A 24,876-nucleotide genomic window follows, 5' to 3' on the forward strand; every position below is an offset into this window, starting at 1 on the left:
ATGTTTCACACATGAAGGAACCGGTCCTTCACCTCCGGCGCCTCGCGGAGAGCCGCGGAGGTGCCGGTCCAGACCACGCGGCCCTTCTCGATCACCACGTGGCGGTCGGCGAAGCGGGCGAGCGCATCGACGTTCTTGTCGATCACCAGGATCGCCTCGCCCTCGTCCTTGATCGCCCGCAGGCAGGCCCAGATCTCCTCGCGGATCAGCGGCGCCAGCCCCTCGGTCGCCTCGTCGAGGACGACGAGGCGCGGGTTGGTCATCAAGGCGCGTCCGATCGCCAGCATCTGCTGCTCGCCGCCCGAGAGCTGGTCGCCGCCGTTGCGCCGCCGCTCCTTCAGGCGCGGGAACAGGCGGTAGACGGCCTCCAGATTCCACTTGGCGCCGCGCCCGCCGCGATGCGTCGCGACGAGGTTCTCCTCGACCGAGAGGGTCGGGAAGACCTGGCGCCCCTCCGGCACCAGCCCGAGGCCGCGTCTCGCGACGAGGTGGGACGGGCGCCCGGCCATGTCCTCGCCGTCGATCAGGATCCGGCCGGCCCGGGGCTTCAGGAGGCCGAAGATCGACTTGACGGTGGTGGTCTTGCCCATGCCGTTGCGGCCGAGCAGCGTCACCACCTCGCCCCTGGCGACGGCGAGGTCGATCCCGAACAGGATGCGGGAATCGCCGTAGGCGCTCTCCAGGCCCTCGACGCTGAGCATCAGGCCGCCTCCTCCTCGCCGAGATAGGCGGCGCGCACCGCCGGATCGGAGCGGACCGCGGACGGCGCGCCGCTGGCGATGACGCGCCCGTAGACCAGCACGCTCATCCGGTCGGCGAGCGCGAACACCGCCTCCATGTCGTGCTCGATCAGCACGATCGTGTGGGTGGATTTCAATTCGCGCATCAGCCCGACCAGGATCGCCGATTCCTCCGGGCCGGTGCCGGCGAGCGGCTCGTCGAGGAGGAGCAGGCGGGCCTTCGTCGCGAGCGCCACCGCCAGTTCGAGCTGGCGCTTCTCGCCGTGCGACAGGCTGCCGGCCCGCCGCGAGGCCCGGTCGGCGAGGCCGACGCGGGACAGCGCGATCATCGCCTCGTCGTTGAGCGCCCGCTCGCTCGCGGCAGGGCGGAAGAACCGGAAGCTCGAGCCGGAGCGGGCCTGGACCGCGAGCGCCACGTTCTCCAGCACTGAGAACCCGTCGAGGATCGAGGTGATCTGGAACGAGCGGGCGAGGCCCCGGCGCACCCGCGCCACCATCGGCAGGGCGGTGATGTCCTCGCCCGCGAGGTGCACCGTGCCGGAATCGCTCGGCAGGCTGCCCGAGAGCTGGTGGATCAGCGTCGTCTTGCCGGCGCCGTTCGGGCCGATGATCGCGTGCAGCTCGCCCGCCGCCACGTCGAGGCTGACGTCGTCGGTGACCTTCAGGGCGCCGTAGGACTTGCGTAAGGACCGGACGGAGAGGAGGGGCGTCACGCGCGCCTCCCGATCTTCGCCGCCAGCCCCGCGAGGCCGCCGCGGGAGAGGAGCACGACGGCCACCAGCATCAGCCCGAGGCCGAGGCGCCAATGGTCGGAATAGTGCGCCAGCACCTCTTCGAGCGCGATCAGCGCCGCGGCGCCGGCCACCGGCCCGACCAGCGTGCCCATGCCGCCGAGCACCACCATGACGATCAATTCGCCTGAGCGCTGCCAGCTCATGTAGGCCGGCGAGACGAACTCGGCCTGGTTGGCGAGCAGCACCCCGGCGAGGCCGGCGATCGCCCCGGCGACGACGTAGGCGGTGAGCCGGTAGGGCAGGGGGGAGAAGCCGATCGCCTGCATCCGCACCGCGTTGTCCCGGCTGCCGCGCAGCACCCGGCCGAAGCGCGAGGCGACGACGCGGCGGAGCACCAGCAGCGCCACCGCCAGCACGGCCAGCACCAGGTAGAACAGGGCGGGATCGCCCTCGATCAGCCGCATCCCGAACAGGGTCGAGCGGCCGGACAGCGGCAAGCCGTCGTCGCCGCCGTAAGCCGCGAGCGAGACCATGAAGAAATACGCCATCTGCCCGAAGGCCAGCGTGATCATGATGAAGTAGACGCCGCGGGTGCGGAGGCTGATCGCCCCGGTGACGAGGGCGAAGAGCGCGCAAGTCACGGCCGCCACCGGCGCCTGCACCGCGAGGTCGCGGATCCCATGGGCGTCGAGGATGCCGACCGCGTAGGCCCCGAGCCCGATGAAGGCGGCGTGGCCGAACGACACCATCGCGCCGTAGCCGAGCACGAGGTCAAGGGAGAGGGCGGCGAGCCCGAAGATCATCATCCGGGTCGCGGTGACGACCAGGAAGGGCAGGCCGGCGGCCTCCGCCGCGACCGGCAGGGCGGCGAGCGCGGCGAGCGCCAGCCCGGCCAGCATCGTGCCGGGTATGGCGGCCCGGCGCCGGGGCGGTTCGGCGGCTACGCGGGCGACCAGGGTGTTCATCGGGACCCCCGCGCCGGGAACAGGCCGGAGGGCCGGAAGAACAGGATCGCCGCCATCAGGATGTAGATCAGCATCGGGGCGAGCGTCCGCCCGGTCTGCGAGGCGGAAGAAGCATCCATCACGCTGCGCAGCAGGATCGGCCCGAAGGTGCGCCCGAGCTGGTCGGCGAGGCCGACGAGGAGCCCGGCCACGAAGGCGCCCCGCACCGAGCCGACGCCGCCGATGACGATGACCACGAAGGTCAGGATCAGCACCGAATCGCCCATGCCGGGATCGACCGACAGGATCGGCGCCACCATCGCGCCGGCGAATCCCGCCAGCATCGCGCCGAGGCCGAACACCACCAGGAACAGCCGGCGGATGTCGACCCCGAGCGCCGCCACCATCGGGCCGTTGCTGGCGCCGGCCCGCAGCCGCATCCCGAGCCGGGTGTGGTTGACGAGGAGGTGCAGGCCCAAGGCCGTGGCGAGGCCGGCGACGATGATCGCGACCCGGTAGAGCGGGTAGTGCAGGGTGCCGACGAGGCGGACCGAGCCCGACAGGGCGTCCGGCACCGGCACGCTCATCGGGGCAGCACCCCAGACGATGCGCACGCCCTCGTTGAGGATCAGGATCAGCCCGAAAGTGGCGAGCACCTGGTCGAGATGGTCGCGCCCGTAGAGGTGGCGCACCACCAGGAATTCCAGGGCGAGCCCGAAGGCGAGCGTCGCCGGCAGCGCCAGCAGCAGCCCGAGGCCGAAGCTGCCGGTGGCGGCGGTGAAGGTGGCTGCGAGGTAGGCGCCGATCATGTAGAGCGCGCCGTGGGCGAGGTTGATGAGGTCCATCACCCCGAAGATCAGCGTCAGCCCGGCTGCCACCAGGAACAGCAGGATGCCGAGCTGGACGCCGTTCAGCGCCTGGATCAGGAACAGGTTGAGCATCGGCCCGGCATCCTTCGTCGGACGATCACTTCATCTTGCACTCGGCGGCGTAGTTGTCCTGATAATTCGAAAAGATCTTCTCGGCGACCTGGGTCTCGTACTTGCCGTCCGGGCGCTTGGCCGCCTTGACGAGGTAGAAATCCTGGATCGGGTAGTGGTTGTTGCCGATCTTGAAGGGGCCGCGCAGGGACTGGAACTCGGCGGCCTTGAGGCCGGCGCGGATCGCGTCCTTGTCCTTCAGGTCGCCCTTGGCGCGCTTGACCGCGGCGTCGATCATCAGGGCGGCGTCGTAGGCCTGCATGGCGTAGGTGCCCGGCACGCTGCCGTACTTCTTCTCGTACGCCGCCACGAAGGCCTTGGATTGCGGATTGTCGAGGTCCGGAGCCCAGTTGGCGCCGCCGTAATACCCCACCGCCGCGTCCTTCTGGGCCGGCAGGGTGCTCTCGTCGACCGTGAAGGCGGAGAGGAACGGGATCGTGCTCAGCCCCGCCTGCCGGTACTGGCGCACCAGGTTGACGCCCATGCCGCCGGGCATGAAGGCGAACACCGCGTCGGGCTGGGCCGCCGAGATCTGGGCGAGCTCGGCCGAGAAGTCGAGCTGGCCGAGCGGCGTGAACATCTCGTTCACCACCTCGCCCTTGTAGGAATGCTTGAACCCGGCGAGCGAGTCCTTGCCGGCCTGGTAGTTCGGTGCCAGCAGGACGAGGCGCTTGTAGCCCTTGTTCTGGGCGTACTTGCCCAGCACCTCGTGCACCTGATCGTTCTGGTAGGAGGAGACGAACAGGTTCGGGTTGCACTCCGCCCCGGCATAGTTCGACGTGCCGGCATTGGGCGAGATCAGGAAGGCGCCGCCATCGGTCACCGGGCGCACCACCGCGCGCAGCACGTTGGAGAAGGTCGGCCCGACCACGAACTCGACCCGGTCGCGCTTCACCAGCTCCCGCGCCTTGTTGGTGGCCACATCCGGCTTGAGCTCGTCGTCGACCGTGACGACCTCGGCGTCGAGCCCGCCGAGCTTCTTGCCGAGCGTGTCGAGGGCCAGCAGGAAGCCGTCCCGGCCCTGCTCGCCGAGCACGGCCGAGGGGCCCGACAGGGTGAACATCAGCCCGACCCGGACCTTCCCCGATCCTTCCCCTTGGCCTTGCGCGGCGGCGGGACCGGCCAGCAGCGTGGCGCCCAACAGCGCGGTCGCGAGGAAGCTGGCGTTCCGGATCGACTTCATCCCGTGTGTCCCCTTCGTGTCGAGAGCATCGTCGGCACTTGTCCGGTGCGCCGCGGCCGAAGTCGAGTCGGCGCGGGAGGCGAGAGCGGCGCTTCTTTCGTCGGATCCCGTCCCCGGCCCACCCGGAATACTTTACGCATGAAATATCGTCTGGCAACCGCTCCTGATGATTTTTCCGCCCTGCCGCATCCTTGTGCAATGCAGCGAGCAGATTGCTGATAAACAAGCCGTTTTCGTCGCTGCATCGCAGCAATCGGACCGGTCCCTCGCGCGGGCCGGTACGGACGGTCGGCATCCGGCGACGATCCGCCCCATGCCCCCTTGGCCCCCTTGCGCCAGAATATTTCAAGTATAAACTTTCTGCGTCGGCGAACCCGCCCTCAGGAGGATCCCCCATGCGCGTCACGGTGATCGGCGGCGGACCCGGCGGCCTCTACTGCGCGCTCCTGACCAAGAAGCGCCGGCCCGACTGGCAGGTCGAGGTCTACGAGCAGAACCGGGCCGACGACACGTTCGGCTTCGGCGTGGTGTTCTCCGACGAGACCCTGCACGAGTTCCTGTCGCGCGATCCGCGTTCCTTCGCGCGCATCCAGGACGCCTTCTCGTACTGGGACGACGTCGCGATCCACAAGGAGGGCCGGGTGATGGCTTGCGGCGGCAACGGCTTTGCCGGGGTCAGCCGGATGCGCCTGCTCCGGATCCTGCAGGAGCGCTGCCGCGAGGAGGGCGTGGACCTCCATTTCGGCGAGAGCGTCCCGCCCGACCGGCTCAAGGAGCGCTTCCCCGATTCCGACGTGATCGTCGCCTGCGACGGCATCAACTCGCGCATCCGCGAGCACTTCCGCGAGGCGTTCCTCCCCGAGGTCGAGATCAAGTCCAACCGGTTCTGCTGGATGGGCTCGACCCGGCCGATGGACGAGTTCAACTACTTCTTCCGCGAGACGCCGCACGGCATCGTCTGCGCCCATACCTACCAGTACGAGCCCGGCCGCTCGACCTGGGTGTTCGAGATGGACGAGGCCTGCTGGCAGGGCCACGGCTTCACCGAGGCCGACGAGGAGGGCTCGCGCCGGATCCTGGAAGACATCTACGCCGAGGAATTGCAGGGCCACGGCCTGCTCCTCAACCGCTCGACCTGGCGCCGCTTCCCGCGGATCTTCTGCCGCGCCTGGTCGCACGACAACATCGTGCTGCTCGGCGACGCCAAGGCCTCGGCGCATTTCTCGATCGGCTCGGGCACCAAGCTCGCGATGGAATGCGCCATCGCGCTCTCGGACGCGCTGGTGGCGCATGCGGAGGAGGACGTCCAGGCGGCGTTCGCGGCCTACGACCGGGCGCGGCGCACCCCCTGCCAGGTCGTGCAGCACAATGCCGACGTGTCGCTCGCCTGGTTCGAGCACATGAACCGCTCCTGGGACATGGATGCGGAGCAGTTCTCCATGGTGGTGATGTGCCGGGCGAAGTCCGTCACCTACGACAACCTGGTGGTGCGCGATCCCGCCTACGTGGCGGCGGTCGACGATGCGTTCTACGCCCGGCTCCACGCCGGGACCGGCGAGGATTACCGGGAGAGCCGGCCGACGCCGATGTTCACGGGCCTCACTTTACGCGGGATGCGGATCCCGAACCGGGTCGCGATGGCACCGATGGCGCAGTACTCGGCCGACGAGGGCGGCAACCTCACCGACTGGCACTTCGTCCACTACACCTCGCACGCGCTCGGCGGCCCCGGCCTGCTCTTCACCGAGATGACCTGCCCGTCGCGTGAGGCCCGCATCACCCCCGGCTGCCCGGGGCTCTGGACCGACGCGCACGAGGCCCAATGGGCCCGCATCGTCGATTTCGTCCACGCCCACACCGAGACCAGAATCGTGATGCAGCTGGGCCATGCCGGCCGGAAAGGCTCGACGCAGGTCGGCTGGGAGCGGATGGACCGGCCGCTGCCCGCCGGCAACTGGCCGATCGTCTCGGCCTCGGCCCTCCCTTACCTCGACGGGGTGAGCCAGGTGCCGCAAGAACTCGACCGGGCCGGGATGGACCGGGTGCGCGACGACTTCGTGCAGGCGACCGGGCGGGCGGCGCGGGCAGGCTTCGACATGCTCGAGCTGCACTGCGCCCACGGCTACCTGATGGCCTCGTTCCTCTCGCCGCTGACCAACACCCGCACCGACGCCTATGGCGGGTCGATCGAGAACCGCCTGCGCTTTCCCCTCGAGGTCTTCGCGGCGATGCGGGCGGCCTGGCCGGCCGAGCGCCCGATGTCGGTGCGGATCTCCGCCACCGACTGGGCCGAGGGCGGCATGAGCGAGGCCGACACGGTGGCGGTGGCGCAGGCCCTGCACGAGGCGGGATGCGACCTCGTCGACGTGTCGGCCGGCCAGACCGTCGCCGACCAGCAGCCGGTCTACGGCCGGATGTTCCAGGTCCAGTTCGCCGACGCGATCCGCAATCGCGCCCGCAACCAGGCGCCGATGGCCGTGATGGCGGTGGGCGCGATCACCGAGGCGGGCCAGGTCAACACCATCCTGCATACCCGCCGGGCCGACATCGTGGCGCTCGGCCGGCCGCACCTGTGGAACCCGAATTTCTGCCGCCAGGCCTCGGCCTGGTACGACGCCCGCACGCAGGCGTGGCCGAAGCCCTACCTGCCCGGCCGCGACCAGGCCCATCGCGAGCTGCCGAAGGCGCGCGAGCAGGAGATCGCGCTCCGGCGCAAGGCCCGGCCGCGGCCGCACCAGCCGGGGCAGGGGATGGGGCAGGAGTCGGGAAAGCAGGCGGCCGAGTAGGTTGGCGCGCCCTCGGTCCGGAGGGGCGCGGGTCCTTCCCTCTCCCCGACAGATCCCGGGCTTGCCCGGGATCTGCAAGTGAGGGATGAAGTCGGGCAAGCCCGACTTCTCGCGCGGAGAGAGGGATGCCCGCGCCTCGTCCTGCCCTCCGATCGTCACCCGGACAGCCCTGCCGCCCACCCGACCGGCGGCTGTGCTGATTTTTGCGCCGGCATGAACCTTCTCGCGCCAGCAACGCCGCTCTTCATCAAGAGATAACAAGGCATCGCCTATGCAGGGACGCGCCTCGGATCACGGGGCTGTCGCGTCGATGCCGGGCGGTTGCACGATGAAATTGTCGATCAAGCATGTCCTGATCGGGACGATCATGACGCTGATGTTGTTCAGCGTGGCGCAGGGGGGTAACGGGATCTTGCGGCTGATGACGCTGCGGGACGACATCGTCGAGATCGCCAAGACCCGGATCCCGGCCTCGAACCTGATCAGCCAGATCTACGCGGAAACGCAGAGCTACCGCATCCATCTCTACCGCTTCGTCGTCACCTCGACCGACGATGCCGCCTACGACCGCAACGAGCAGGCCCTGACCGACAGCCGCAAGGCGCTGGTCGACCTCCAGGCCCAGTACGAGCCGCTGATCTCCGGCCCCGAGGAGCGGGCGGCGTTCGGGCGCTTCGTCGCGCGGTGGAGCCGCTACCTCGAGGGCCAGAAGATGGTGACGGGCGCGATGGCGGCCGGCGATCAGGCCACGGCGTTGGCCACCCTGACGGGCCCCGAGATGACCGCCACCAACGCCGAGGCGACCGGCGCCCTGAAGGCGATCGTCGCGATGAATGCCGGCGCCGCCCTGGCGAGCGCCGAGCACAGCAGCACCAGCGCCGGGACCGGCATCCTGGCGGCGGCGGTGATGACGGGCCTGGCGCTCGCGGCGGCGATCGGCGCCGCGATCTTCAGCCTCCTCGGCGTCGCCCGGCCGATCGCCCGCATGACCGCCGCGATGGGCCGGCTGGCGAACCACGACCTCGCGACGCCGATCCCCGGCACGGGCCGGCGCGACGAGATCGGCGCCATGGCGGCGGCCGTGCAGGTGTTCAAGGACGGGCTGATCCGCGCCCGCGCGCTGGAGGAGGAGACGGTGCTCGCCCGCGCCTCGGCCGAGGAGCAGCGCCGCGCCGGCATGCGCCAGATGGCGGATGCCTTCGAGCGGGCGGTCGGCGGCATCGTCGGGCAGGTCTCGGCCGCGGCCATCGAGCTGCAGGCCACCGCCCAGACCATGACGGCGACCGCGACCCAGACCGCCGCGCAATCGACCGCCGTCGCCGCCGCCGCCGAGGAGGCTTCCTCCAATGTCGGCACCGTCGCGGCCGCCGCCGAGGAGCTCGGGGCGTCCGTGCAGGAGATCGGCCGCCAGGTCGACGGCTCGGCGCAGCTGGCCCGCGCCGCCGTGGCCGAGGCCGGGCAGACCGCCGGTCAGGTCCGGGCGCTGACCGAGGCGACCGCCCGGATCGGCGACGTGGTCGGGCTGATCTCGTCGATCGCGGCGCAGACGAATCTCCTGGCGCTCAACGCCACCATCGAGGCGGCCCGCGCCGGGGCGGCCGGCCGCGGCTTCGCCGTGGTGGCGGCCGAGGTGAAGGAACTCGCCGGCCAGACGGCCCGCGCGACCGAGGAGATCACCGGCCAGATCGCGGCGATCCAGGCCTCGACCGGCCACGCGGCCGGCGCCATCGGCAAGATCACGGCGCGGATCGAGGAGATCTCGGGCGTGGCGACCTCGATCGCCGCGGCGGTCGAGGAGCAGGGCGCGGCGACCCAGGAGATCGTCCGCAACGTCAGCCAAGCCGCGGCCGGGACCGGCGAGGTCACCGGCAACATCGCCGGCGTGGCGGGGGCGGCCGAGGAGACCGGTGCGGCGGCCGCCCAGGTGCTGGCCTCGGCCTCCGAGCTGTCGCGCCAGTCCGAGCACCTCTCGGCCGAGGTGGCGCACTTCCTCGACACCGTGCGGGCCGCCTGAGGCCGATGTCGCCAAGGCGGTGCCTGCCCGCGACCTGATCCCTGAGACCGTGTCCGGAAGAGTCCTTCCGGACACGGTCTCATCCCCTCGCGCCGTGGCATCGACCCCGATGCCACGGCGTCCGGCGCATCGGCGCCGACGCGAGGAGAGAGATCTTGCGGGCTTCGCCGGCGCCGTCGAACGGATCCGGTCGAAGGCGCGGCGGTATTATTTCGCCGCCAGCCCGCCCAGGCCGAAGGCCGGATCGGTGAACCGGTACGAGATCTGCGCGAAGGCGCCGTAGCGCTCGCTGGAGAACTTCGCCGGCTCGGTCAGGGTCGGGAACTGCGTCGTGCCGTCCCGCCGGTCGACCGTCATGCGCCAGGCGCGCGCGCCGACGCCGACGCTGATCGTCGGGGTGAGGTCGTAGGCGATCACGCCCTGCACGAAGTAGCCGCTGCCGGTGCCGCGCTCGGCGAGCGGGTTGATGTCCGGGCGCAGCCAGTGCCGGTCGTAGCCGTCGAGGCCGACCACCGGCAGATAGGCGCCCTCCAGGGACAGCGTGAACCGGTCGTAGCGGGCTTCACCCGCGAGGCCGACGCGCAGCGCGTTCCAGTGGTTGTCCTGGGTCAGCACCGAGACGCCGTTCGGCACGCCCCGGCTGCCGATCACCGGGTTGGCGGCAGTCTGGACCAGGCCGACGGCGTTGGCGCGCTCGGTCGTCGACTGGTAGCCCAGGAAGGCGCCGAGCCGGTAGGTGTCGCCGCGCAGGAAATGGTAGCCGGCATCGATCGCCGAGAGGGCGACGTCGCCGTCGCGGATCTTGGACAGGGTGTTCGAGTAGACGTTGCCGCGGATGCCCGGCGGGAAGTCCTCGTCGTTGAGCCGGCCGCCGGAGGCGACGAAGCCCGAGCCGAGAAAGCCCTTGGCGAACAGGCCGGTCGGGTTGTGGTCGAGGCGGGCGAAGGTCTCGCCCGAATGGGCGTCGAAGTCGCGGTAGGTCAGGCGCGAGATCATCGTCCCGTCGGCCGGCCGGTAGAACGACTTGCCGAAGCGGCCCGAGTCGTAGACGTAGCGGGTGCCGACCTCGAAATCCCAGACCTGGGCGACCGGCGCGACGTAGGGCACCGGGTCGATGAGCGCCTTGGCGACGTCGACGAACGGGCCGACGACCGGCAGGCCGTCGTCGAAGCGGTAGTTGAGGCCGACCCGGCCGAGCACGCCGCTCATCCCGGCGCGGGCGCCGACGGCGAGGTTCGGCCGGAACCCGCTCGCATCCCCGGCGAGCACCGTGCGGCTGCCGAGATCGTAGTACAGGGCCTCGCCCTTGACCGAGAGCTGCGGGCTGATCGCATATTCCACACCGGCACCGGCGACCCAGCCGACGCGCAGCGCGCCCTTCCGGGCGTCGAACTCGGGCAGGTTCACCCGCGGATCGAAGAAGCCGGCATTCGCCGTGGTGGTGGTGTCGATCCGCACGCCGCCGAATGCCGCGCCGCCGGTGCCGTAGACGAAGACCCGGTCGAAGGCGTAGCCGATCTTGCCCCGGGCGGTGGCGAGCCAGTCCAGGCGCTGGCCGACATGGTAGACCCCGCCCGGATAGACCGCGCCCGGCTGCCCCGCCTGCGGGAGGGCCCCGGTCTCGAGGCCGTAGGAGCGGATCGGCGTGAACTGGTAGTCGGCGGCGGCGCCGACGACGAGGCCCGGCCCCGGCGCGAGCTGGTAGGTGTAGCCGACCTCGGTCCCGGCGATGAAGTCGTCGGCCCGGGGCGAGAGCGCCGAGCGCACCGGGCAGCGCAGGCCGCCCGCGAGGCCGTCGGCACCGCGGCAGGCCGGGCTCGTCCGGTTGTCGAACTGGCCGTAGCCGGCGAACAGGCCGCTGTAGAGCCCGGTCCAGGTGAAGGCGGGCAGGGCGGCGACGGGCGGCGGCGGCGCGCGGGCGGGCAGGTCCGCCGCCAGGGCGTCGGCCGCGAAGCCGGCGAGCGGGATCAGGGCAAGCAGGGATCGCATCACGGGCCTTGTCGGAATCGGGCGCCTCGGTCGCGCCTGTATGCGCGCGCGCGAGCCCGGCGCCTGTCTCGCGCGCGCCACCATTCCCGTGCCGGATGACGCTGCGCGAGGCGCAGCCGCCGATCCTTCGACGAAAGACCTGCCGTACCAGTACCTTAGGCCATCGATCACAAATGCGTGATCGTCGGGATGGGTTCACGCGGCCGGATCGCCGACATTCCTCGGGAGCCACGCCGACAGGGCTTGCAGCACCAGCGCCACGGCGGCCGGATGATCCATCAGGCGCGTGTGGTCGCCCGGAACCGCGTGCCACGCCTCGCCGGCGCCGGGCCGGGCGCGCGCCACGCCGACGAGACCGTCATGCGGCGGCGGGATCCGGCCGCGGAAGAACGGGATGAGCGCCCGCGTTCCGGCCACGGCCACCAGCGGGCAGGCCGGCGCGGGCAAGGCCGCGCAGGCATCGGTGCGCAGGTCGTGCAGGGCCGGGCCGAACACGCGCCGCCCGAGGCGGGACGCCGACACCCAATCGGCCGCCTCGCTGCCGCGATGCGGCGTGCCCAGGGTCACGAGGCCGGCCGCAAGATCGGGATCGGCGGCGGCCAGATGCCGGGCGACGAGGCCGCCCATGGAATGGCCGACGAGGACGATCGGATGCCCGGCCTCTCGCCGGATCGCCGTCACGATCGGCCGCAGATGCGCGGCGCAGGCCGCGAGGCCGAGGCGGCGGGACGGGTAATCGGGGGTCTCGGCGCGGTAGCCGGCCGCCCCGACGCGCGCGGCGAGCCGCGCCATGCTGGCGCTCGTCCGGCCGAGGCCGTGCAGCAGCACCACGGTCATGCTTGCCTCGGGAACTGTTCGAACAGGAGCGTCGGCGTGAACCCGAGACAACTGGAACCGGGCCATCCCACCCTCGACCTCAGGATGAGGTCCAAGGTGGCAGATCGTATCGGCAGCGGATCCGCGCAACCGGGCTTATGGGCCTACGCGCGCACGGCGACCGTGACGCCGTCCCAGGTCATCGTCGTAGGGGGGAGGGGAATGGTGGGCGCACTAGGGCTCGAACCTAGGACCCGCTGATTAAGAGTCAGCTGCTCTACCAACTGAGCTATGCGCCCGTCGTCCGTGAGGACGAGAGGGGAACGGCCACCAACCGTTCCAAAGGTGTCGGCTGCCTGAGAAGCATCCGGTTCAAGCTACTACGAAAGTAACCTGGATCTTGTGGTGGGCGCACTAGGGCTCGAACCTAGGACCCGCTGATTAAGAGTCAGCTGCTCTACCAACTGAGCTATGCGCCCGCTCTCACAAGAGCGCCCCCGGGGAAGCCACCAAACCGCCCCGGCGGTGAGGGTCGTTTAAGGGGCCGGCGGCGGCCTGTCCAGTCCCGATCCCGCCGAGCCCTCGATTTTTTGCCGGCTGGGATCCCGGATCGGGGCGCTCATGCATCGACACGTCGATGCATGAGCGATCGGCGCCGGCACCCATTCGGGCTTGCCGGCCCCTGCGAACGAGGCCGTTCGCGGGGGCCGGGGTCTTACTCCGCGGCGGCGTGCTGGGCGTGCAGGCGGCTCGCGCCGGCCTGCAGCTTGTTCAGGGCGGCGAGGTAGGCCTTGGCCGAGGCGACCAGGGTGTCCGGATCGGCGCCGCGAGCGGTGACGATGCGGTCGTCCTGGCGCAGGCGCACCGAGACCTCGGCCTGGGCGTCGCTGCCCCCGGTCACCGCGTGGACGTCGTAGAGTTCGAGCGCCGCCTCGTGCGGCACCAGCGCCTGGATGGCGTTGAACACCGCATCGACCGGGCCGTTGCCGTCGACCTCCTCGGTGACCGTGCGGCCCTCGATGTCGAGCTTCATCGTCGCCCGCTGCGGCCCGCGGGTGCCGGCCACCACCGTCAGGGAGACGAGCTTGATGCGGTCGTGGGCGGTGGCCAGGTTCTCGTCGACCAGGGCCTCGATGTCCTCGTCGTAGACGTGCTTCTTGCGGTCGGCCAGCGCCTTGAACCGCTCGAAGGCGTCCTGGAACTGGTTGTCGGACAGCCGGTAGCCCATGTCGTCGAGCTTCGAGCGGAAGGCGGCCCGGCCCGAATGCTTGCCCATCACCAGCGAGGTCTTGTGCACGCCGACCGATTCCGGCGTCATGATCTCGTAGGTGGTCTGGTTCTTCAGCATCCCGTCCTGGTGGATGCCGCTCTCGTGGGCGAAGGCGTTCCGGCCGACGATCGCCTTGTTGTACTGGACCGGGAAGTGGGTGGCGCCGGCCACCAGCTTCGAGGCGCGCACGAGCTGGGTGGTGTCGATGCCGGTCTCGTAGGGCAGGACGTCGCCGCGGGTCTTGATCGCCATCACGATCTCCTCCAGCGCCGCGTTGCCGGCCCGTTCGCCGATGCCGTTGATGGTGCACTCGATCTGGCGCGCGCCGCCCTCGATGCCGGCCAGCGAGTTCGCCACCGCGAGGCCCAGGTCGTTGTGGCAATGGACCGAGAACACCGCCTTGTCGGAATTCGGCACCCGCTCGCGGACGGCGCGGAACATCGCCCGGTACTCCTCGGGCGTGGCGTAGCCGACCGTGTCGGGCAGGTTGATGGTGGTGGCGCCGGCCCGGATCGCCGCCTCGACGGTGCGGCACAGGTAGTCGATCGGCGTGCGGGTCGCGTCCATCGCCGACCACTCGACGTCCTCGACGAGGTCGCGGGCCTGGGCCACGGTCTTCAGGACGATCTCCAGGACCTCGTCCTCGGTCTTGCGCATCTGGTGGGCCAGATGGATCGGCGAGGTGGAGACGAAGGTGTGGATGCGCCCGCGGCGGGCGAACCGCACCGCCTCGCCGGCCCGGGCGATGTCGGCGGGGATCGCGCGGGCGAGGCCGGCGATCACCGCCCGCTTCGCGCGGCGGGCGATCTCCGCCACCGCCTCGAAGTCGCCGTTGGAGGCGATCGGGAAGCCGGCCTCGATGATGTCGACGCCCATCGCGTCGAGCATCTCGGCCACCGCCAGCTTCTCCTCCAGCGTCATCGTGGCGCCGGGGCACTGCTCGCCGTCGCGCAGCGTGGTGTCGAAGATCAGCACGCGCTCAGGAGACGACGGCGTGCGGGCGGTCTGGTCGGTCATGGTGGAAATCCTGGTTCGCCCGGGACGAGGGCGCGCGGGCGCGGCTGGCTTCGGGATCGTGTGTCTCGACTTTCCATCCCCCAAGGGCCCAGGCACGCGCCCGGACGGCCCTCAGGGGCTGATAAGGAGAAGGAGGCCGCCGAGGAGGAGCGCGCGCGCCCGCGCCGCCGGGAGGGCGGTCGTCGGAAGCGTCAGCGGGGAGCCGGCATGAGCCACGGCTCGCGTCTCCTGAAGGGGTGATGACCCGAAAGCGAGGGCCGCCTGTTTACCGGGAGGCGCGCGCGATGACAAGTCGCGCCCGACGCTGCGTCGGCCCGCGATTGACCGCTTCCGCCGTGCTTGCCACAAGCTTGGCCTTACACGCTCAACAAGGTGGAGTCGTCCCCGTGTCGTTCTGCAAGCCCGGGCTCGCCCTCGCGGCCCTCCTCGCCCTCGCCGCCTGCCAGTCGAAGCCGGCCGCCCCGCCCGCCGCCGCGCTCGGCCCGGTCGCCGCGCTCCCCGCCGGGGCCCTGCCCGCCGGCACCGGCTGCGGCCCGGCCATCGCCCGCACGCAGGCCATCGTCGACAGCGACGTCGCCACCGGCAACCTCAACGCGCCGGTCGGCAAGCGCTTCTCGGCCGATCTCGCCAATGCGTCGAACGCCTGCGCCGCCGGCCGCGACGGCGAGGCGCTGCACCTGCTGGCCGCCGCGAAGGCCCGCTTCGGCTACCCGTAGGCCTCAGAACGCCGCCCGCGCGGCCTGGTCGAGATCGGCGATCAGGTCGCCGGCCTCCTCCAGGCCGGCGTTGAAGCGGACCATCGCGCCCTTCGGCAGGACCGCCGGGTCGCGGCGCGGATGGACCGGCAGCACCAGCGAGACGTGGCCGCCCCAGCTCTCGGCGACGCGAAACAGCAGCAGCGCGTCGACGAAGGCGTGGACCCGCTCGACCGGCAGGCCGTCGTCGAAGACCACCGTGAACAGGCTGTTGCCGGCGCCGAAGTATTGCTGGAAGCGCCCGTGATGCGGGCTGTCCGCGCGGGCGGGGCTCAGGATCCCGGCGGCGAAGCCCTTGGTCTCGAACCAACCCATCAGCGTCGCGGCCGTGGCGGCGTGCCGGTCGAGGCGGCGTTCCGCGCCGTCGACGCGGTGGAACAGCCGGGTGCAGGTCTGGGGCGAGACCGCGCCCTGGCCGCTGATCCGGAGCTGCCGGCGCAGGCGGGCGATGTCGGCCTCGCTCCGCGCCACCACGATCCCGCTCGGGGTGTCGCCATAGCCGCCCTCGTACTTCGTCGTCGCCTGGATCGCGAGGTCGATGCCGTGCGCGAGCGGGCGGAAGCGCACGTGGCTTGCCCAGGTGTTGTCCATCGCCGTGCGCACGCCCGCCGCCCCGGCCCGGGCGACGATGCCGGCGATGTCCGGGATCTCGAAGGTGCCGCTCACCGGCGCCTCGAGATAGACCAGCGTGTCCCGGGCCGCGACGCGCCCGCCCGCCCGCGCCAACAGCGCGCCGACCTCCTCGCCCGAGGCGCCGGCCGGGTAGGTCTGGAGCTCGGCCCGGCCGGTCGGCGCCACGTTCGCCTCCGCCATGTAGCGCCAGGCCGGGAAGTAGACCCCCTCCGGGATCAGCACGAGCGTCGGCGCGAAGGCGTCGAGCACCGTCGCGATCGCCGCGAGGCCCGAGCCGCAGACGATCGCCCCGGCGCCGCCATGCAGCCCCGCGAACTTCGCGCAGACCGCGTCGGCCTCCGGCGACTGGACGACGCCGTACTCGGCGCCGCCGTAGGGCGCGCGGCCCGCCGCGTCCGCCGCCGCGTAATCGCCGAGCGTCTCGAAGCCGACGCTGCTCTGCCCGAGCGAGCCGAGATCGGACGAGGCGCGGGCCGCCCCGAGGCCGCGCGGGTTGAGGTGGCCGCGCGAGGCCGCGAGGTCGACGATCGGCGCGTGGATGCGCCGCGTCGCCGGGGCGCATCCGTCGAGGAAGGCCGCGCGCCGCCCGGGCTTGGGGCCGGCCTCGGTCGGTGACGGAGCGGACGGGACATGCGGCACGGCGGCGGTTCCTTGGGGAGCGGATGAGGTGCCGTATAGGCCCGTCGCGCCCGGCCCGCCACGCGGCCGGCGACGAGGCCCGGCGGGAACGTCCGGCCTCGCCGGCGGTTCGGGTTCTCGGCATCGGCGCCCGCGATCGGGCCCGATGACCCGACAGGAGCCCGACGACCCCGATGCAATCGCCGCCCGACAACCTCGACGCCCACGCCCTCGGCCGCGCCGCCCCGGAGAAGGGCCTCGCCCGCGAGGCCTGCCCCTACGCCGAGGGCACCGCGGCGCGCGAGCGCTGGCTTGCCGGCTACGACGAGGCCGTGGCGGCCGGCGCCGAGCCGGTGACCGGCGGCCTCAAGCGCGAACCCGGGCGCTGACCCGACCGCATGGACGCACGCAATCCCGCCCACCCCACCCTCGACCGCAAGGCGGTCGGGGCGGTGGTCCTCGGCAACGCCCTCGAATTCTATGATTTCACCGTCTACGCCTTCTTCGCCAAGGCGATCGGCGAGGCGTTCTTCCCGGCCTCGGACGCCAGCCACAGCCTGCTCGCGTCGCTCGCCCTGTTCGGCGTCGGCTACGTGATGCGGCCGGTCGGCGGCGCGCTGATCGGGGCGCTCGCCGACCGGGCCGGGCGCAAGCCCGCGATGCTCGTCACCATCGCCCTGATGGCGCTCGGCATGCTGATGCTCGCCGCCTGCCCGGGCTACGCCCAGATCGGCGGATGGGCGCAAGTCGTCGTCATCGCCGGCCGGCTGATCCAGGGCCTGGCGCTCGGCGGCGAGGTCGGCCCCTCGACCGCCTACCTGCTGGAAGCGGCGCCGGCGAGGCACCGCGGCTTCGTCACGAGCTGGCAGATCGCCAGCCAGGGCTGCGCGGCGCTGTTCGCCGGCCTCCTGGCGACGGCCCTCGCCCTCGCCTTCGGCGACGCCGCCATGGCCGGGTGGGGCTGGCGGGTGATGTTCCTGGCCGGCCTCGCCGTCGTGCCGGTCGGCCTCGTGATCCGCAGCCACCTGCCGGAGACCGGCGGCGTCGCGGCGGATCCGGATGCCGCGTCCTCGACCCGGGCGGTGCTCGGCCGGCTCCTGCGCGAGCACGGCCGCCTGCTCGGCCTGACCTTCGTGGTCGTCGCCGCCTCGACGGTCTCGAACGCGGTCGGCACCAACATGCCGGTCTATGCCGGCGCGACGCTCGGCCTGTCCGAGACCGCCGCGACCGCGGTGCCGATCGCCCTCGGCCTCGCCTCGGTCGCGTTCCCGCTGCTCGGCGGCTACCTCGCCGACCGCTACGGCCGACGCCCGGTGATGATCTGGCCGCGCGTCCTGATCCTGCTGCTGGCCGTCCCGGCCTTCGCCTGGCTGCTGCGCGATCCCAGCGCGCTCGCCGTCTACGCCGTGACCTTCCTGCTCTCGGCCCTGTCCTCGATCAACGCCGCGGCGGTCATCGTCGGCATCCCGGAATCGCTGCCGCGCGCGGTGCGCAGCTCCGGCCTCGCCGTCGTCTACGCGCTCGCGGTCTCGGTGTTCGGCGGCAGCACCAACTACGTCATCAACTGGCTCATCGCCGCGACCGGCGACCGGATGGCCCCGGCCTACTACCTCGCCGCCTTCAGCCTCCTCGGCACGGCGGCGGCGTGGCTCTTGCCGGAGACCCGCGGGCGGGACCTGGACGAGGGGACAGGCGCGGCGACGGCAGGCGGGCGATCCGGCGAATCGCACCCGCCCTGTCCCGGACGATTGCAGCGCTAGAGCATTTTCCGACGAAGAGGATGCCGGTTCGTCTCAGAAAATGCGGCAAAATCAAATACCTAGAGCGCTTCACGATTGCAACGCGATCGTGAAGCGCTCTAGCGGAAGCAGATCCGGGATCCAGCACAAGATGTCGCGAAGCCTCCGCCTCGCCGCAACGGTGCGGCGAGCGGAGCCGCTTCGCGGCAACCATCCCCTCGATCCCGGATCTCCTTCCACCTCGTTTCCGTCGTCCGGGAAAGGGATGGCTTACGACGGGGCATCAGCCTTGCGGCACCACACCCGCCCCGTACGGCTGCCGCGCGGGCCTCCGGGACGGGGCGGGAACGGCGGGGCCGGGGCCTACGCCGCCTGCCGGGCGGCCTCGCCGTAGAAGGTGCCGCCGTTTTCCGCCATCGCCACCAGCGTCGCCGGCGGGCTGAAGCGGGCGCCGTGCTTGGCTTCCAGCGTCCGGCACAGCGCGACGAACCGGGCCGGCCCCATGACGTCGATGTAGGACAGGGCGCCCCCGGTGAACGGCGCGAAGCCGAAGCCGAGGATCGAGCCGACATCGGCCTCGCGCGGATCGGTGACGACGCCTTCGCCGACGGTCCGGGCCGCCTCCAGCGCCTGGGTGACGAGGAGGCGCTGCTTCAGCTCCGGGAAGTCGACGTCGTCCGGGTCGAGCTTCGTCTCCTGCAGGCCGGCCAAGCCCGGCCACAGCTTCTTCGCGCCCTGCTCGGGATAGTCGTAGAAGCCCTTGCGGTTCTTGCGGCCGAGCCGGCCTTCGCCCTCGACGAGGGCGGTGAGCACCTTCTCCTGGACAGGGTTGACCGCCGCCTCGCCGACCTGCGCCTTCGTCGCCTTGACGATCTTGAGGGCGAGGTCGACGCCGACCTCGTCGTTGAGCGAGAGCGGGCCCACCGGCATGCCGGCCTGGCGCCCGGCATTCTCGATCATCGCGGCCGGCACGCCCTCGGCCAGCATCAGGTGGCCTTCGAGGATGTAGGCACCGACGCAGCGGTTGGCGAAGAAGCCGCGGGCGTCGTTGACGACGATCGGGGTCTTCTTGATCGCCCGGACGTAGTCGAGGGCCGCCGCCAGCGCCCGCTCACCGGTCGTCTTGCCCATGATGATCTCGACCAGCATCATCTTCTCGACCGGCGAGAAGAAGTGGATGCCGATGAACTGCTCGGGGCGCGACGAGGCCTTGGCGAGCCCGCTGATCGGCAGGGTCGAGGTATTGGAGGCGAAGATCGCGTCCGGCCCGATCACCGCCTCGACCTTCGCGATCACCTCGGCCTTGACCTTGGGGTCCTCGAACACCGCCTCGACCACGAGGTCGCATCCGGCGAGCGCGCCGTAGTCGCCGGTGGCGGTGATGCGCGAAAGCAGCGCGTCGCGGTCGGCGGTCTTGGCGCGGCCCTTCATGATCTGGTCGGAGACGAGCTTGTGGGCGTAAGCCTTGCCCTTCTCGGCCGCCTCCGCCGACTGGTCGACCAGCACCACCTCGAGTCCCGCATTGGCCGAGACGTAGGCGATGCCCGCCCCCATGAAGCCGGCGCCGACGACCCCGACCTTCTTGAGCTGCACCGCGCCGACGCCCTTCGGCCGGCGGGCGCCCTTGTTGAGCTCGCCCATCGACAGGAACAGGGTGCGGATCATCGCCGCCGCTTCCGGCGAGCGCAGGATCTTGGCGAAGTACCGGCTCTCGACCCGGAGCGCCAGGTCCATCGGCAGCTGCAGGCCCTCGTAGACGGCGTGCAGGATCGCCTTGGCGGCCGGATAATTGTCGTGGGTCTCGCGGCGGTAGATGGCGTTGGCCGGCGGCCAGGTCATCATGCCGGCCGGCGAGTAGACCTTGCCCGACGGCGCCTTGAACTTCGGCTGGTCCCAGGGCGCGACGGCCGAGCCGCCGGCCTTGATCCACTCGCGCGCCTTCTCGACGATCTCGGATCGCGGCGCGACCGCGTGGGCGAGGCCCATGTTGCGGGCCATCAGCGGGCGGATCTGCTCGCCCTTGAACAGCATCTGCAGGGCGTCGCCGGTCTGCATCAGGCGGGCGACGCGCTGGGTGCCGCCGGCGCCCGGAAACAGCCCGACCTTGATCTCCGGCAGGCCGACCCGGGTCTTGTCGTCGTCCGACAGCACCCGGTGGTGGCAGGCCAAGGCCAGCTCGAAGGCGCCGCCGAGGCAGGTGCCGTGCACGGCGGCCGCGAACGGCTTCCCGCAGGTCTCGAGCTTGCGGTAGAGCAGGGTGAGCCGGCGCGATTCCTCGAAGAAGAAGGTCATCGCCTCCTCCTCGCCGCGCTCGCGGGCAAGGCGCGCGTGCTCGGCGCCGAGCCCCTGCAGCATGGTCAGGTCGGCGCCGCCCGAGAAGGTGTCCTTGCCCGACGTGATCACGCAGCCCTTGATGGCGGCGTCGGCCACGACGGCGTCGACGATCCGGTTCAGCTCGTCCATCACCTCCGGGGTGACGACGTTCATCGAGCGGCCCGGCATGTCCCAGGTGGCGAGCGCCACGCCGTCGGCATCGGTCTCGAAGCGGAAATTCGTGAGGTTCATGGCGAAGGCCTCGTGAGATCGATTACGGCTTGGCCGGGGCGGGCACCGGGGCCGGCGAGGGGGCCGGCATGCCCTGCGGGGCCGGTGTCTGGCCGTTGCCCTGCTGCGACAGCGCCGCCAGCGAGAGCAGGTTCATCATCTTGGTCACCGCGTCCTTGGTGATCGTGGTGACCATCGAGGTCGGGTCGGCGTTGAGCGCCTGGAACTTCTGGTAGACCGGGTCGTCGTAGATCCCGACGAGCCGCTTCAGCTCGGCCGCATCGAACTTCTGGGCGTATTCCTTCGACAGGCCGTCGACGAGGGTGTCGCGCTCCTGGGCGAAGGTCTTCTCCAGCTCCGGACGCATCTTGGCCGATTGCTCGGCGGAAAGGCCGGAGAGGGTCTTCTCCTCGGCCTGCTTGAACGCCTGGGTCAGGTTGCGGGCGACGGTCTTGGTGACGATGTCGCGGGCCAGGGCGAGCCGCTCGTCGTCGGCCCGGGCCGGGCTCGTCAGGGCCAGGGCGAGGACCAGGAAGGGGAGGAACTTGCGCATCGGTCTCACACCCGCTCGATGATGGTGGCGGTGCCCATGCCGGCGCCGATGCACAGGGTCACGAGCGCGGTCTGCTTGCCCGTCCGCTCGAGCTCGTCGAGCACGGTACCGAGGATCATCGCCCCCGTCGCGCCGAGCGGATGGCCGAGCGCGATCGCGCCGCCATTGACGTTGACCTTGGTGGAATCGACGTCGAAGGCCTGGAGGAAGCGCAGCACCACCGCCGCGAAGGCCTCGTTGACCTCGAACAGGTCGATGTCGCCGACGCTCATCCCGGCGCGCGCGAGCACCTTGCGGGTCACGTCGACCGGGCCGGTCAGCATCAGCGCCGGGTCCGAGCCGATATTGGCGAAGGCGCGGATGCGGGCGCGGGCTTTGAGGCCCGCCGCCGCGCCGGCCTCCTTGGACCCGATCAGCACCGCGGCGGCGCCGTCGACGATGCCCGACGAGTTGCCGGCATGGTGGACGTGCTCGACCGCCTCGACATCCGGATGCGCGTCGACCGCGACGGCATCGAAGCCGCCCATCTGGCCCATCTGGACGAAGGAGGCCTTCAGGCTCGCCAGCGACTGCATGTCGGTGCTCGGGCGCATGTGCTCGTCGTGGGCGAGCAGCGTCAGGCCGTTGACGTCGCGCACCGGCACGACGGAGTTCTTGAACCGGCCGTCCTCCCAGGCGCGGGCGGCGCGCTTCTGCGATTCGACCGCGTAGGCGTCGCATTCGTCGCGGGAGAAGCCGTACTTGGTGGCGATCAGGTCGGCCGAGACGCCTTGCGGCATGAAGTACGACTTGACGGCGATCGCCGGGTCGACCGGCCAGGCGCCGCCCGACGCCCCGATGCCGATGCGGCTCATCGATTCGACGCCGCCGCCGACCGCCATGTCGTGCTGGCCGCTCATCACCTGGGCGGCGGCGAAGTTCACCGCGTCGAGGCCCGAGGCGCAGAACCGGTTGATCTGCACGCCCGGCACGTGGATGCCGTAATCGGCCACGAGCGCGGCCGCGCGGGCGATGTCGCCGCCGGCCTCGCCGACCGGATCGACGCAGCCGAGCACGACGTCGTCGACGAGCTTGGTGTCGAGGGAATTGCGGTCCTTGAGGGCGCGGAGCGCCGTCTCGGCGAGGCGCAGGGCCGTCACCTCGTGCAGCGAGCCGTCGGGCTTGCCGCGGCCGCGGGGGGTGCGGACGTGGTCGTAGATGTAGGCGTCGGGCATGGGGCGTCTTCCCGGAATTGTCGTGCGGCGGCCCGAGGGGAGGGCGCCGGGAGGCAAGCGATAATCCTTAGATACGGCTTCCGTGGGACTCGCCCGAGGAAGCCTGAGCGCGCCTCCCCTCTCCCGAGTGGGAGAGGGGCCGGGGGTGAGGGTGCTACGGTCCCGCGGAAAGCTCACACCGTTCCGCTACCAGCACCACGCTCAGCGATTCGGACTGAAGCGTGTCACCCTCACCCCCACCCCTCTCCCACTCGGGAGAGGGGATCCCGCGCCTTGATCGGATCCATGTCATTCTGGCGGAGGCAGCCTCCGCGGGTACGGGCCGGAGCCTAGAACAGCTCCGCCGGCACCGCCATGACGGCGTCGGACCCGGCCGAGATGCGGGCGAGCCGGGTGCCGGTCTCCGGCAGCACGCGCTCGACGTAGAACCGGCCGGTGGCCAGCCGCGCGTCCAGGCGCTCGGCGATGCCCTCGCCGGATTGCCTCTTCTCGGCCGTCGCCTTGGCGATCCGGCCCCACATGTAGCCCAGGGCGACGAGGCCCATCAGGTGCATGTAGTCGGTCGCCGCGGCACCCGCATTGTCGGGCTTGGCCATGGCGTTCTGCATCAGCCACATCGTGGCCTGCTGCAGGTGGCCGAGGCTCTTCGTCAGAGGCGCGCAGAACGCCTTGAGGGTCTCGTCCTCGGCATTCTCCTTGCAGAAGCCCTCGACCTCCGCGAGGAAGCGCATCATCGCCCGGCCGCCGTCGCGCGGCAGCTTGCGGCCGACGAGGTCCATCGCCTGGATGCCGTTGGCGCCCTCGTAGATCTGGGCGATGCGGGCGTCGCGCACGAATTGCGACATCCCCCATTCCTCGATGTAGCCGTGGCCGCCGAACATCTGCTGAGCGTCGACCGCGTTGGCGAATCCCCGGTCGGTCAGCACGCCCTTCACCACCGGGGTGAGCAGGCCCATGTGGTCTTCCGCCGCCTGGCGGGCCGCCGGGTCCTCGGAGCGGTGGGCGATGTCGGCCTGGAGCGCGGTCCAGATCACCAGGGCGCGGGCCGCATCGTTGAAGGCCCGGATGGTCATCAGGGTCCGGCGCACGTCCGGATGGACGATGATCGGGTCGGCGGGCTTGTCGGGCGCCGCGGCACCGGTGAGCGCCCGGCCCTGGAGCCGGTCGCGGGCATAGGATACGGCGTTCTGGTAGGCGACCTCGGACTGGCCGAGCCCCTGGATGCCGACGGCCAGCCGCGCCTCGTTCATCATCACGAACATCGCGTTGAGGCCGCGATTGGCCTCGCCGACGAGCCAGCCGGTGGCACCGTCGTAGTTCATCACGCAGGTCGCGTTGCCGTGGATGCCCATCTTGTGCTCGATGGCGCCGCACGACACCCCGTTGCGGGCGCCGATCGTGCCGTCCGGACCGATCAGGAACTTCGGCACCACGAAGAGCGAGATGCCCTTGGTGCCCGCCGGCGCGCCCTCGATCCGGGCGATCACCAGGTGGACGATGTTCTCAGACAGGTCGTGCTCGCCGGCCGAGATGAAGATCTTGGTGCCGGTGAGCGAATAGGAGCCGTCGCCGTTCGGCACCGCCTTGGTCTTCAGGAGGCCGAGATCCGTGCCGCAATGCGGCTCGGTCAGGTTCATCGTGCCGGTCCAGGTGCCCTCGACCATCTTCGGCAGGTAGGTCCGCTTCTGCTCCTCGGAGCCGTGGACCAGGAGGGCGGCCATCGCTCCTTGCGTCAGCCCCGGATACATGCCGAGGGCCAGGTTGGCGCTCGACACGAATTCCTGCATCACGCTGTTGAGGGTGTGGGGCAGGTCCTGGCCGCCGTACTCGGCCGGCATCGACAGGCCCATCCAGCCGCCGCCCGCATAGGCGTCGTAGGCCGCCTTGAAGCCCTTCGGCGTCGTCACGCTGCCGTCGGGGCGGCGGGTGCAGCCCTCGGTGTCGCCGACGCGGTTGAGGGGGGCCAGCACCTCCTCGCACAGCTTCGCGCCCTCGGCGACCACCGCCTCGACCACGTCGGGCGTCGCCTCGGCGAACCCGGGCAGGTTGCTGTAGCGCGCGATCCCGAACACGTCGTTGAGGAGGAACAGCACGTCCTCCACCGGCGCCTTGTAGCTCGGCATGTTTCCCCCGCTCCCACGATCCGTGCAGGTCCGTCCGCGGCGTCTCCCGCGGCGAGATAGTTCATATGTAAACTATCTGGTCGAGGAACGGAAGGGGGGCCGCTCGCCCGGGCGGGCGTCGCGGGTGCGACCATCGTCGCAGGAGGCTCGATCCCGGGGTTCCCGGTCGAGGGGATCCCGATCGGGAGGTTCCCGGTTGGCGAGGTCCTGGCGGCACCCGCCCC

Annotated in this window: 18 protein-coding genes and 2 tRNA genes; 5 read left to right on the plus strand and 15 right to left on the minus strand. The window is 71.1% G+C overall.

Annotated features, from left to right (window positions below; genetic code table 11):
• Positions 1 to 5: 5 nt before the first annotated feature.
• The 5 genes from A5481_RS10590 to A5481_RS10610 are packed head-to-tail and all read right to left on the minus strand — an operon-like array spanning position 6 to position 4,581.
• Positions 6 to 701 carry an ABC transporter ATP-binding protein gene (locus A5481_RS10590; protein WP_048432858.1) on the minus strand — a complete coding sequence of 232 codons (696 nt, stop codon included), beginning with the start codon at positions 699 to 701 and terminating at the stop codon, positions 6 to 8.
• Positions 701 to 1,453, minus strand: a complete 753-nt coding sequence (locus tag A5481_RS10595) for an ABC transporter ATP-binding protein (RefSeq protein WP_048432859.1) — start codon at positions 1,451 to 1,453, stop codon at positions 701 to 703. Before A5481_RS10595 ends, A5481_RS10590 begins: the two co-directional genes overlap by 1 nt.
• Positions 1,450 to 2,439, minus strand: a complete 990-nt coding sequence (locus A5481_RS10600) for a branched-chain amino acid ABC transporter permease (protein WP_048432860.1) — start codon at positions 2,437 to 2,439, stop codon at positions 1,450 to 1,452. Before A5481_RS10600 ends, A5481_RS10595 begins: the two co-directional genes overlap by 4 nt.
• Positions 2,436 to 3,359 (minus strand): branched-chain amino acid ABC transporter permease, encoded by a 924-nt coding sequence (locus tag A5481_RS10605; protein WP_048432861.1) that lies wholly within the window; start codon positions 3,357 to 3,359, stop codon positions 2,436 to 2,438. The genes A5481_RS10600 and A5481_RS10605 overlap by 4 nt, the downstream gene beginning before the upstream one ends.
• A 25-nt stretch (positions 3,360 to 3,384) precedes the next feature.
• On the minus strand, positions 3,385 to 4,581 hold the full coding sequence (locus tag A5481_RS10610; protein ID WP_048432862.1) for an ABC transporter substrate-binding protein: 1,197 nt from the start codon (positions 4,579 to 4,581) through the stop codon (positions 3,385 to 3,387).
• A 395-nt stretch (positions 4,582 to 4,976) separates the two neighbouring features.
• Here A5481_RS10610 and A5481_RS10615 point away from each other — a divergent pair, with 395 nt between their 5' ends.
• Entirely contained in the window at positions 4,977 to 7,367 is a 2,391-nt protein-coding gene (locus tag A5481_RS10615) for an oxidoreductase (RefSeq protein ID WP_048432863.1), read from the plus strand.
• Positions 7,368 to 7,695: 328 nt separating this feature from the next.
• Positions 7,696 to 9,381: a methyl-accepting chemotaxis protein gene (locus A5481_RS10620; RefSeq protein WP_064503933.1), complete on the plus strand. Its 1,686-nt coding sequence runs from the start codon at positions 7,696 to 7,698 to the stop codon at positions 9,379 to 9,381.
• A gap of 207 nt (positions 9,382 to 9,588) precedes the next feature.
• Here the strand turns inward: A5481_RS10620 and A5481_RS10625 are convergent, their stop codons facing one another.
• From A5481_RS10625 to A5481_RS10645, 5 genes are all read right to left on the minus strand, one after another.
• On the minus strand, positions 9,589 to 11,370 hold the full coding sequence (locus A5481_RS10625) for an outer membrane beta-barrel protein (RefSeq protein ID WP_048432467.1): 1,782 nt from the start codon (positions 11,368 to 11,370) through the stop codon (positions 9,589 to 9,591).
• Between the two features lie 195 nt (positions 11,371 to 11,565).
• Positions 11,566 to 12,207 (minus strand): alpha/beta hydrolase, encoded by a 642-nt coding sequence (locus A5481_RS10630; protein WP_048432466.1) that lies wholly within the window; start codon positions 12,205 to 12,207, stop codon positions 11,566 to 11,568.
• Positions 12,208 to 12,409: 202 nt separating this feature from the next.
• Positions 12,410 to 12,485: transfer RNA gene (locus A5481_RS10635), tRNA-Lys, on the minus strand.
• A gap of 104 nt (positions 12,486 to 12,589) precedes the next feature.
• Positions 12,590 to 12,665: transfer RNA gene (locus tag A5481_RS10640), tRNA-Lys, on the minus strand.
• A 236-nt stretch (positions 12,666 to 12,901) separates the two neighbouring features.
• Entirely contained in the window at positions 12,902 to 14,473 is a 1,572-nt protein-coding gene (locus tag A5481_RS10645; RefSeq protein ID WP_064503934.1) for a 2-isopropylmalate synthase, read from the minus strand.
• A 386-nt stretch (positions 14,474 to 14,859) separates the two neighbouring features.
• Between A5481_RS10645 and A5481_RS10650 the strand changes: the two genes are divergently transcribed.
• Positions 14,860 to 15,189: a hypothetical protein gene (locus tag A5481_RS10650; protein WP_048437371.1), complete on the plus strand. Its 330-nt coding sequence runs from the start codon at positions 14,860 to 14,862 to the stop codon at positions 15,187 to 15,189.
• 3 nt (positions 15,190 to 15,192) lie between these two features.
• On the opposite strand, the gene A5481_RS10655 is transcribed toward A5481_RS10650, so the two are convergent.
• The gene (locus tag A5481_RS10655; protein WP_048437372.1) at positions 15,193 to 16,500 is read right to left on the minus strand and encodes a PLP-dependent transferase; all 1,308 of its coding nucleotides are present in this window, start codon (positions 16,498 to 16,500) and stop codon (positions 15,193 to 15,195) included.
• Positions 16,501 to 16,673: 173 nt separating this feature from the next.
• On the opposite strand from A5481_RS10655, the gene A5481_RS10660 reads away from it, so the two are divergent.
• The gene (locus A5481_RS10660) at positions 16,674 to 16,868 is read left to right on the plus strand and encodes a ribosome modulation factor (protein WP_048437373.1); all 195 of its coding nucleotides are present in this window, start codon (positions 16,674 to 16,676) and stop codon (positions 16,866 to 16,868) included.
• A gap of 9 nt (positions 16,869 to 16,877) precedes the next feature.
• On the plus strand, positions 16,878 to 18,239 hold the full coding sequence (locus A5481_RS10665; RefSeq protein WP_048437374.1) for an MFS transporter: 1,362 nt from the start codon (positions 16,878 to 16,880) through the stop codon (positions 18,237 to 18,239).
• A 342-nt stretch (positions 18,240 to 18,581) separates the two neighbouring features.
• Here the strand turns inward: A5481_RS10665 and A5481_RS10670 are convergent, their stop codons facing one another.
• The 4 genes from A5481_RS10670 to A5481_RS10685 all read right to left on the minus strand — a co-directional run bounded on the left by A5481_RS10670 (position 18,582) and on the right by A5481_RS10685 (position 24,652).
• Entirely contained in the window at positions 18,582 to 20,783 is a 2,202-nt protein-coding gene (locus A5481_RS10670; RefSeq protein WP_048437375.1) for a 3-hydroxyacyl-CoA dehydrogenase NAD-binding domain-containing protein, read from the minus strand.
• Between the two features lie 22 nt (positions 20,784 to 20,805).
• Positions 20,806 to 21,315: a DUF2059 domain-containing protein gene (locus A5481_RS10675; RefSeq protein WP_048437376.1), complete on the minus strand. Its 510-nt coding sequence runs from the start codon at positions 21,313 to 21,315 to the stop codon at positions 20,806 to 20,808.
• Between the two features lie 5 nt (positions 21,316 to 21,320).
• Positions 21,321 to 22,529 (minus strand): acetyl-CoA C-acetyltransferase, encoded by a 1,209-nt coding sequence (locus A5481_RS10680; RefSeq protein WP_048437377.1) that lies wholly within the window; start codon positions 22,527 to 22,529, stop codon positions 21,321 to 21,323.
• A gap of 329 nt (positions 22,530 to 22,858) precedes the next feature.
• On the minus strand, positions 22,859 to 24,652 hold the full coding sequence (locus A5481_RS10685) for an acyl-CoA dehydrogenase C-terminal domain-containing protein (protein WP_064503935.1): 1,794 nt from the start codon (positions 24,650 to 24,652) through the stop codon (positions 22,859 to 22,861).
• Between the last annotated feature and the right edge of the window lie 224 nt (positions 24,653 to 24,876).

It is taken from the genome of Methylobacterium platani (assembly GCF_001653715.1).
GTDB lineage: Bacteria > Pseudomonadota > Alphaproteobacteria > Rhizobiales > Beijerinckiaceae > Methylobacterium > Methylobacterium platani.

Bases quoted from the DNA above. Each gene is read 5' to 3' on its own strand.
- A5481_RS10590 (WP_048432858.1), bottom strand. From the start codon at position 701: ATGCTCAGCGTCGAGGGCCTGGAGAGCGCCTACGGCGATTCCCGCATC.
- A5481_RS10660 (WP_048437373.1), top strand. From the start codon at position 16,674: ATGCAATCGCCGCCCGACAACCTCGACGCCCACGCCCTCGGCCGCGCC.
- A5481_RS10625 (WP_048432467.1), bottom strand. From the start codon at position 11,370: ATGCGATCCCTGCTTGCCCTGATCCCGCTCGCCGGCTTCGCGGCCGAC.
- A5481_RS10620 (WP_064503933.1), top strand. From the start codon at position 7,696: ATGAAATTGTCGATCAAGCATGTCCTGATCGGGACGATCATGACGCTG.
- A5481_RS10685 (WP_064503935.1), bottom strand. From the start codon at position 24,652: ATGCCGAGCTACAAGGCGCCGGTGGAGGACGTGCTGTTCCTCCTCAAC.
- A5481_RS10670 (WP_048437375.1), bottom strand. From the start codon at position 20,783: ATGAACCTCACGAATTTCCGCTTCGAGACCGATGCCGACGGCGTGGCG.
- A5481_RS10610 (WP_048432862.1), bottom strand. From the start codon at position 4,581: ATGAAGTCGATCCGGAACGCCAGCTTCCTCGCGACCGCGCTGTTGGGC.
- A5481_RS10615 (WP_048432863.1), top strand. From the start codon at position 4,977: ATGCGCGTCACGGTGATCGGCGGCGGACCCGGCGGCCTCTACTGCGCG.
- A5481_RS10645 (WP_064503934.1), bottom strand. From the start codon at position 14,473: ATGACCGACCAGACCGCCCGCACGCCGTCGTCTCCTGAGCGCGTGCTG.
- A5481_RS10680 (WP_048437377.1), bottom strand. From the start codon at position 22,529: ATGCCCGACGCCTACATCTACGACCACGTCCGCACCCCCCGCGGCCGC.
- A5481_RS10605 (WP_048432861.1), bottom strand. From the start codon at position 3,359: ATGCTCAACCTGTTCCTGATCCAGGCGCTGAACGGCGTCCAGCTCGGC.
- A5481_RS10600 (WP_048432860.1), bottom strand. From the start codon at position 2,439: ATGAACACCCTGGTCGCCCGCGTAGCCGCCGAACCGCCCCGGCGCCGG.
- A5481_RS10665 (WP_048437374.1), top strand. From the start codon at position 16,878: ATGGACGCACGCAATCCCGCCCACCCCACCCTCGACCGCAAGGCGGTC.
- A5481_RS10675 (WP_048437376.1), bottom strand. From the start codon at position 21,315: ATGCGCAAGTTCCTCCCCTTCCTGGTCCTCGCCCTGGCCCTGACGAGC.
- A5481_RS10630 (WP_048432466.1), bottom strand. From the start codon at position 12,207: ATGACCGTGGTGCTGCTGCACGGCCTCGGCCGGACGAGCGCCAGCATG.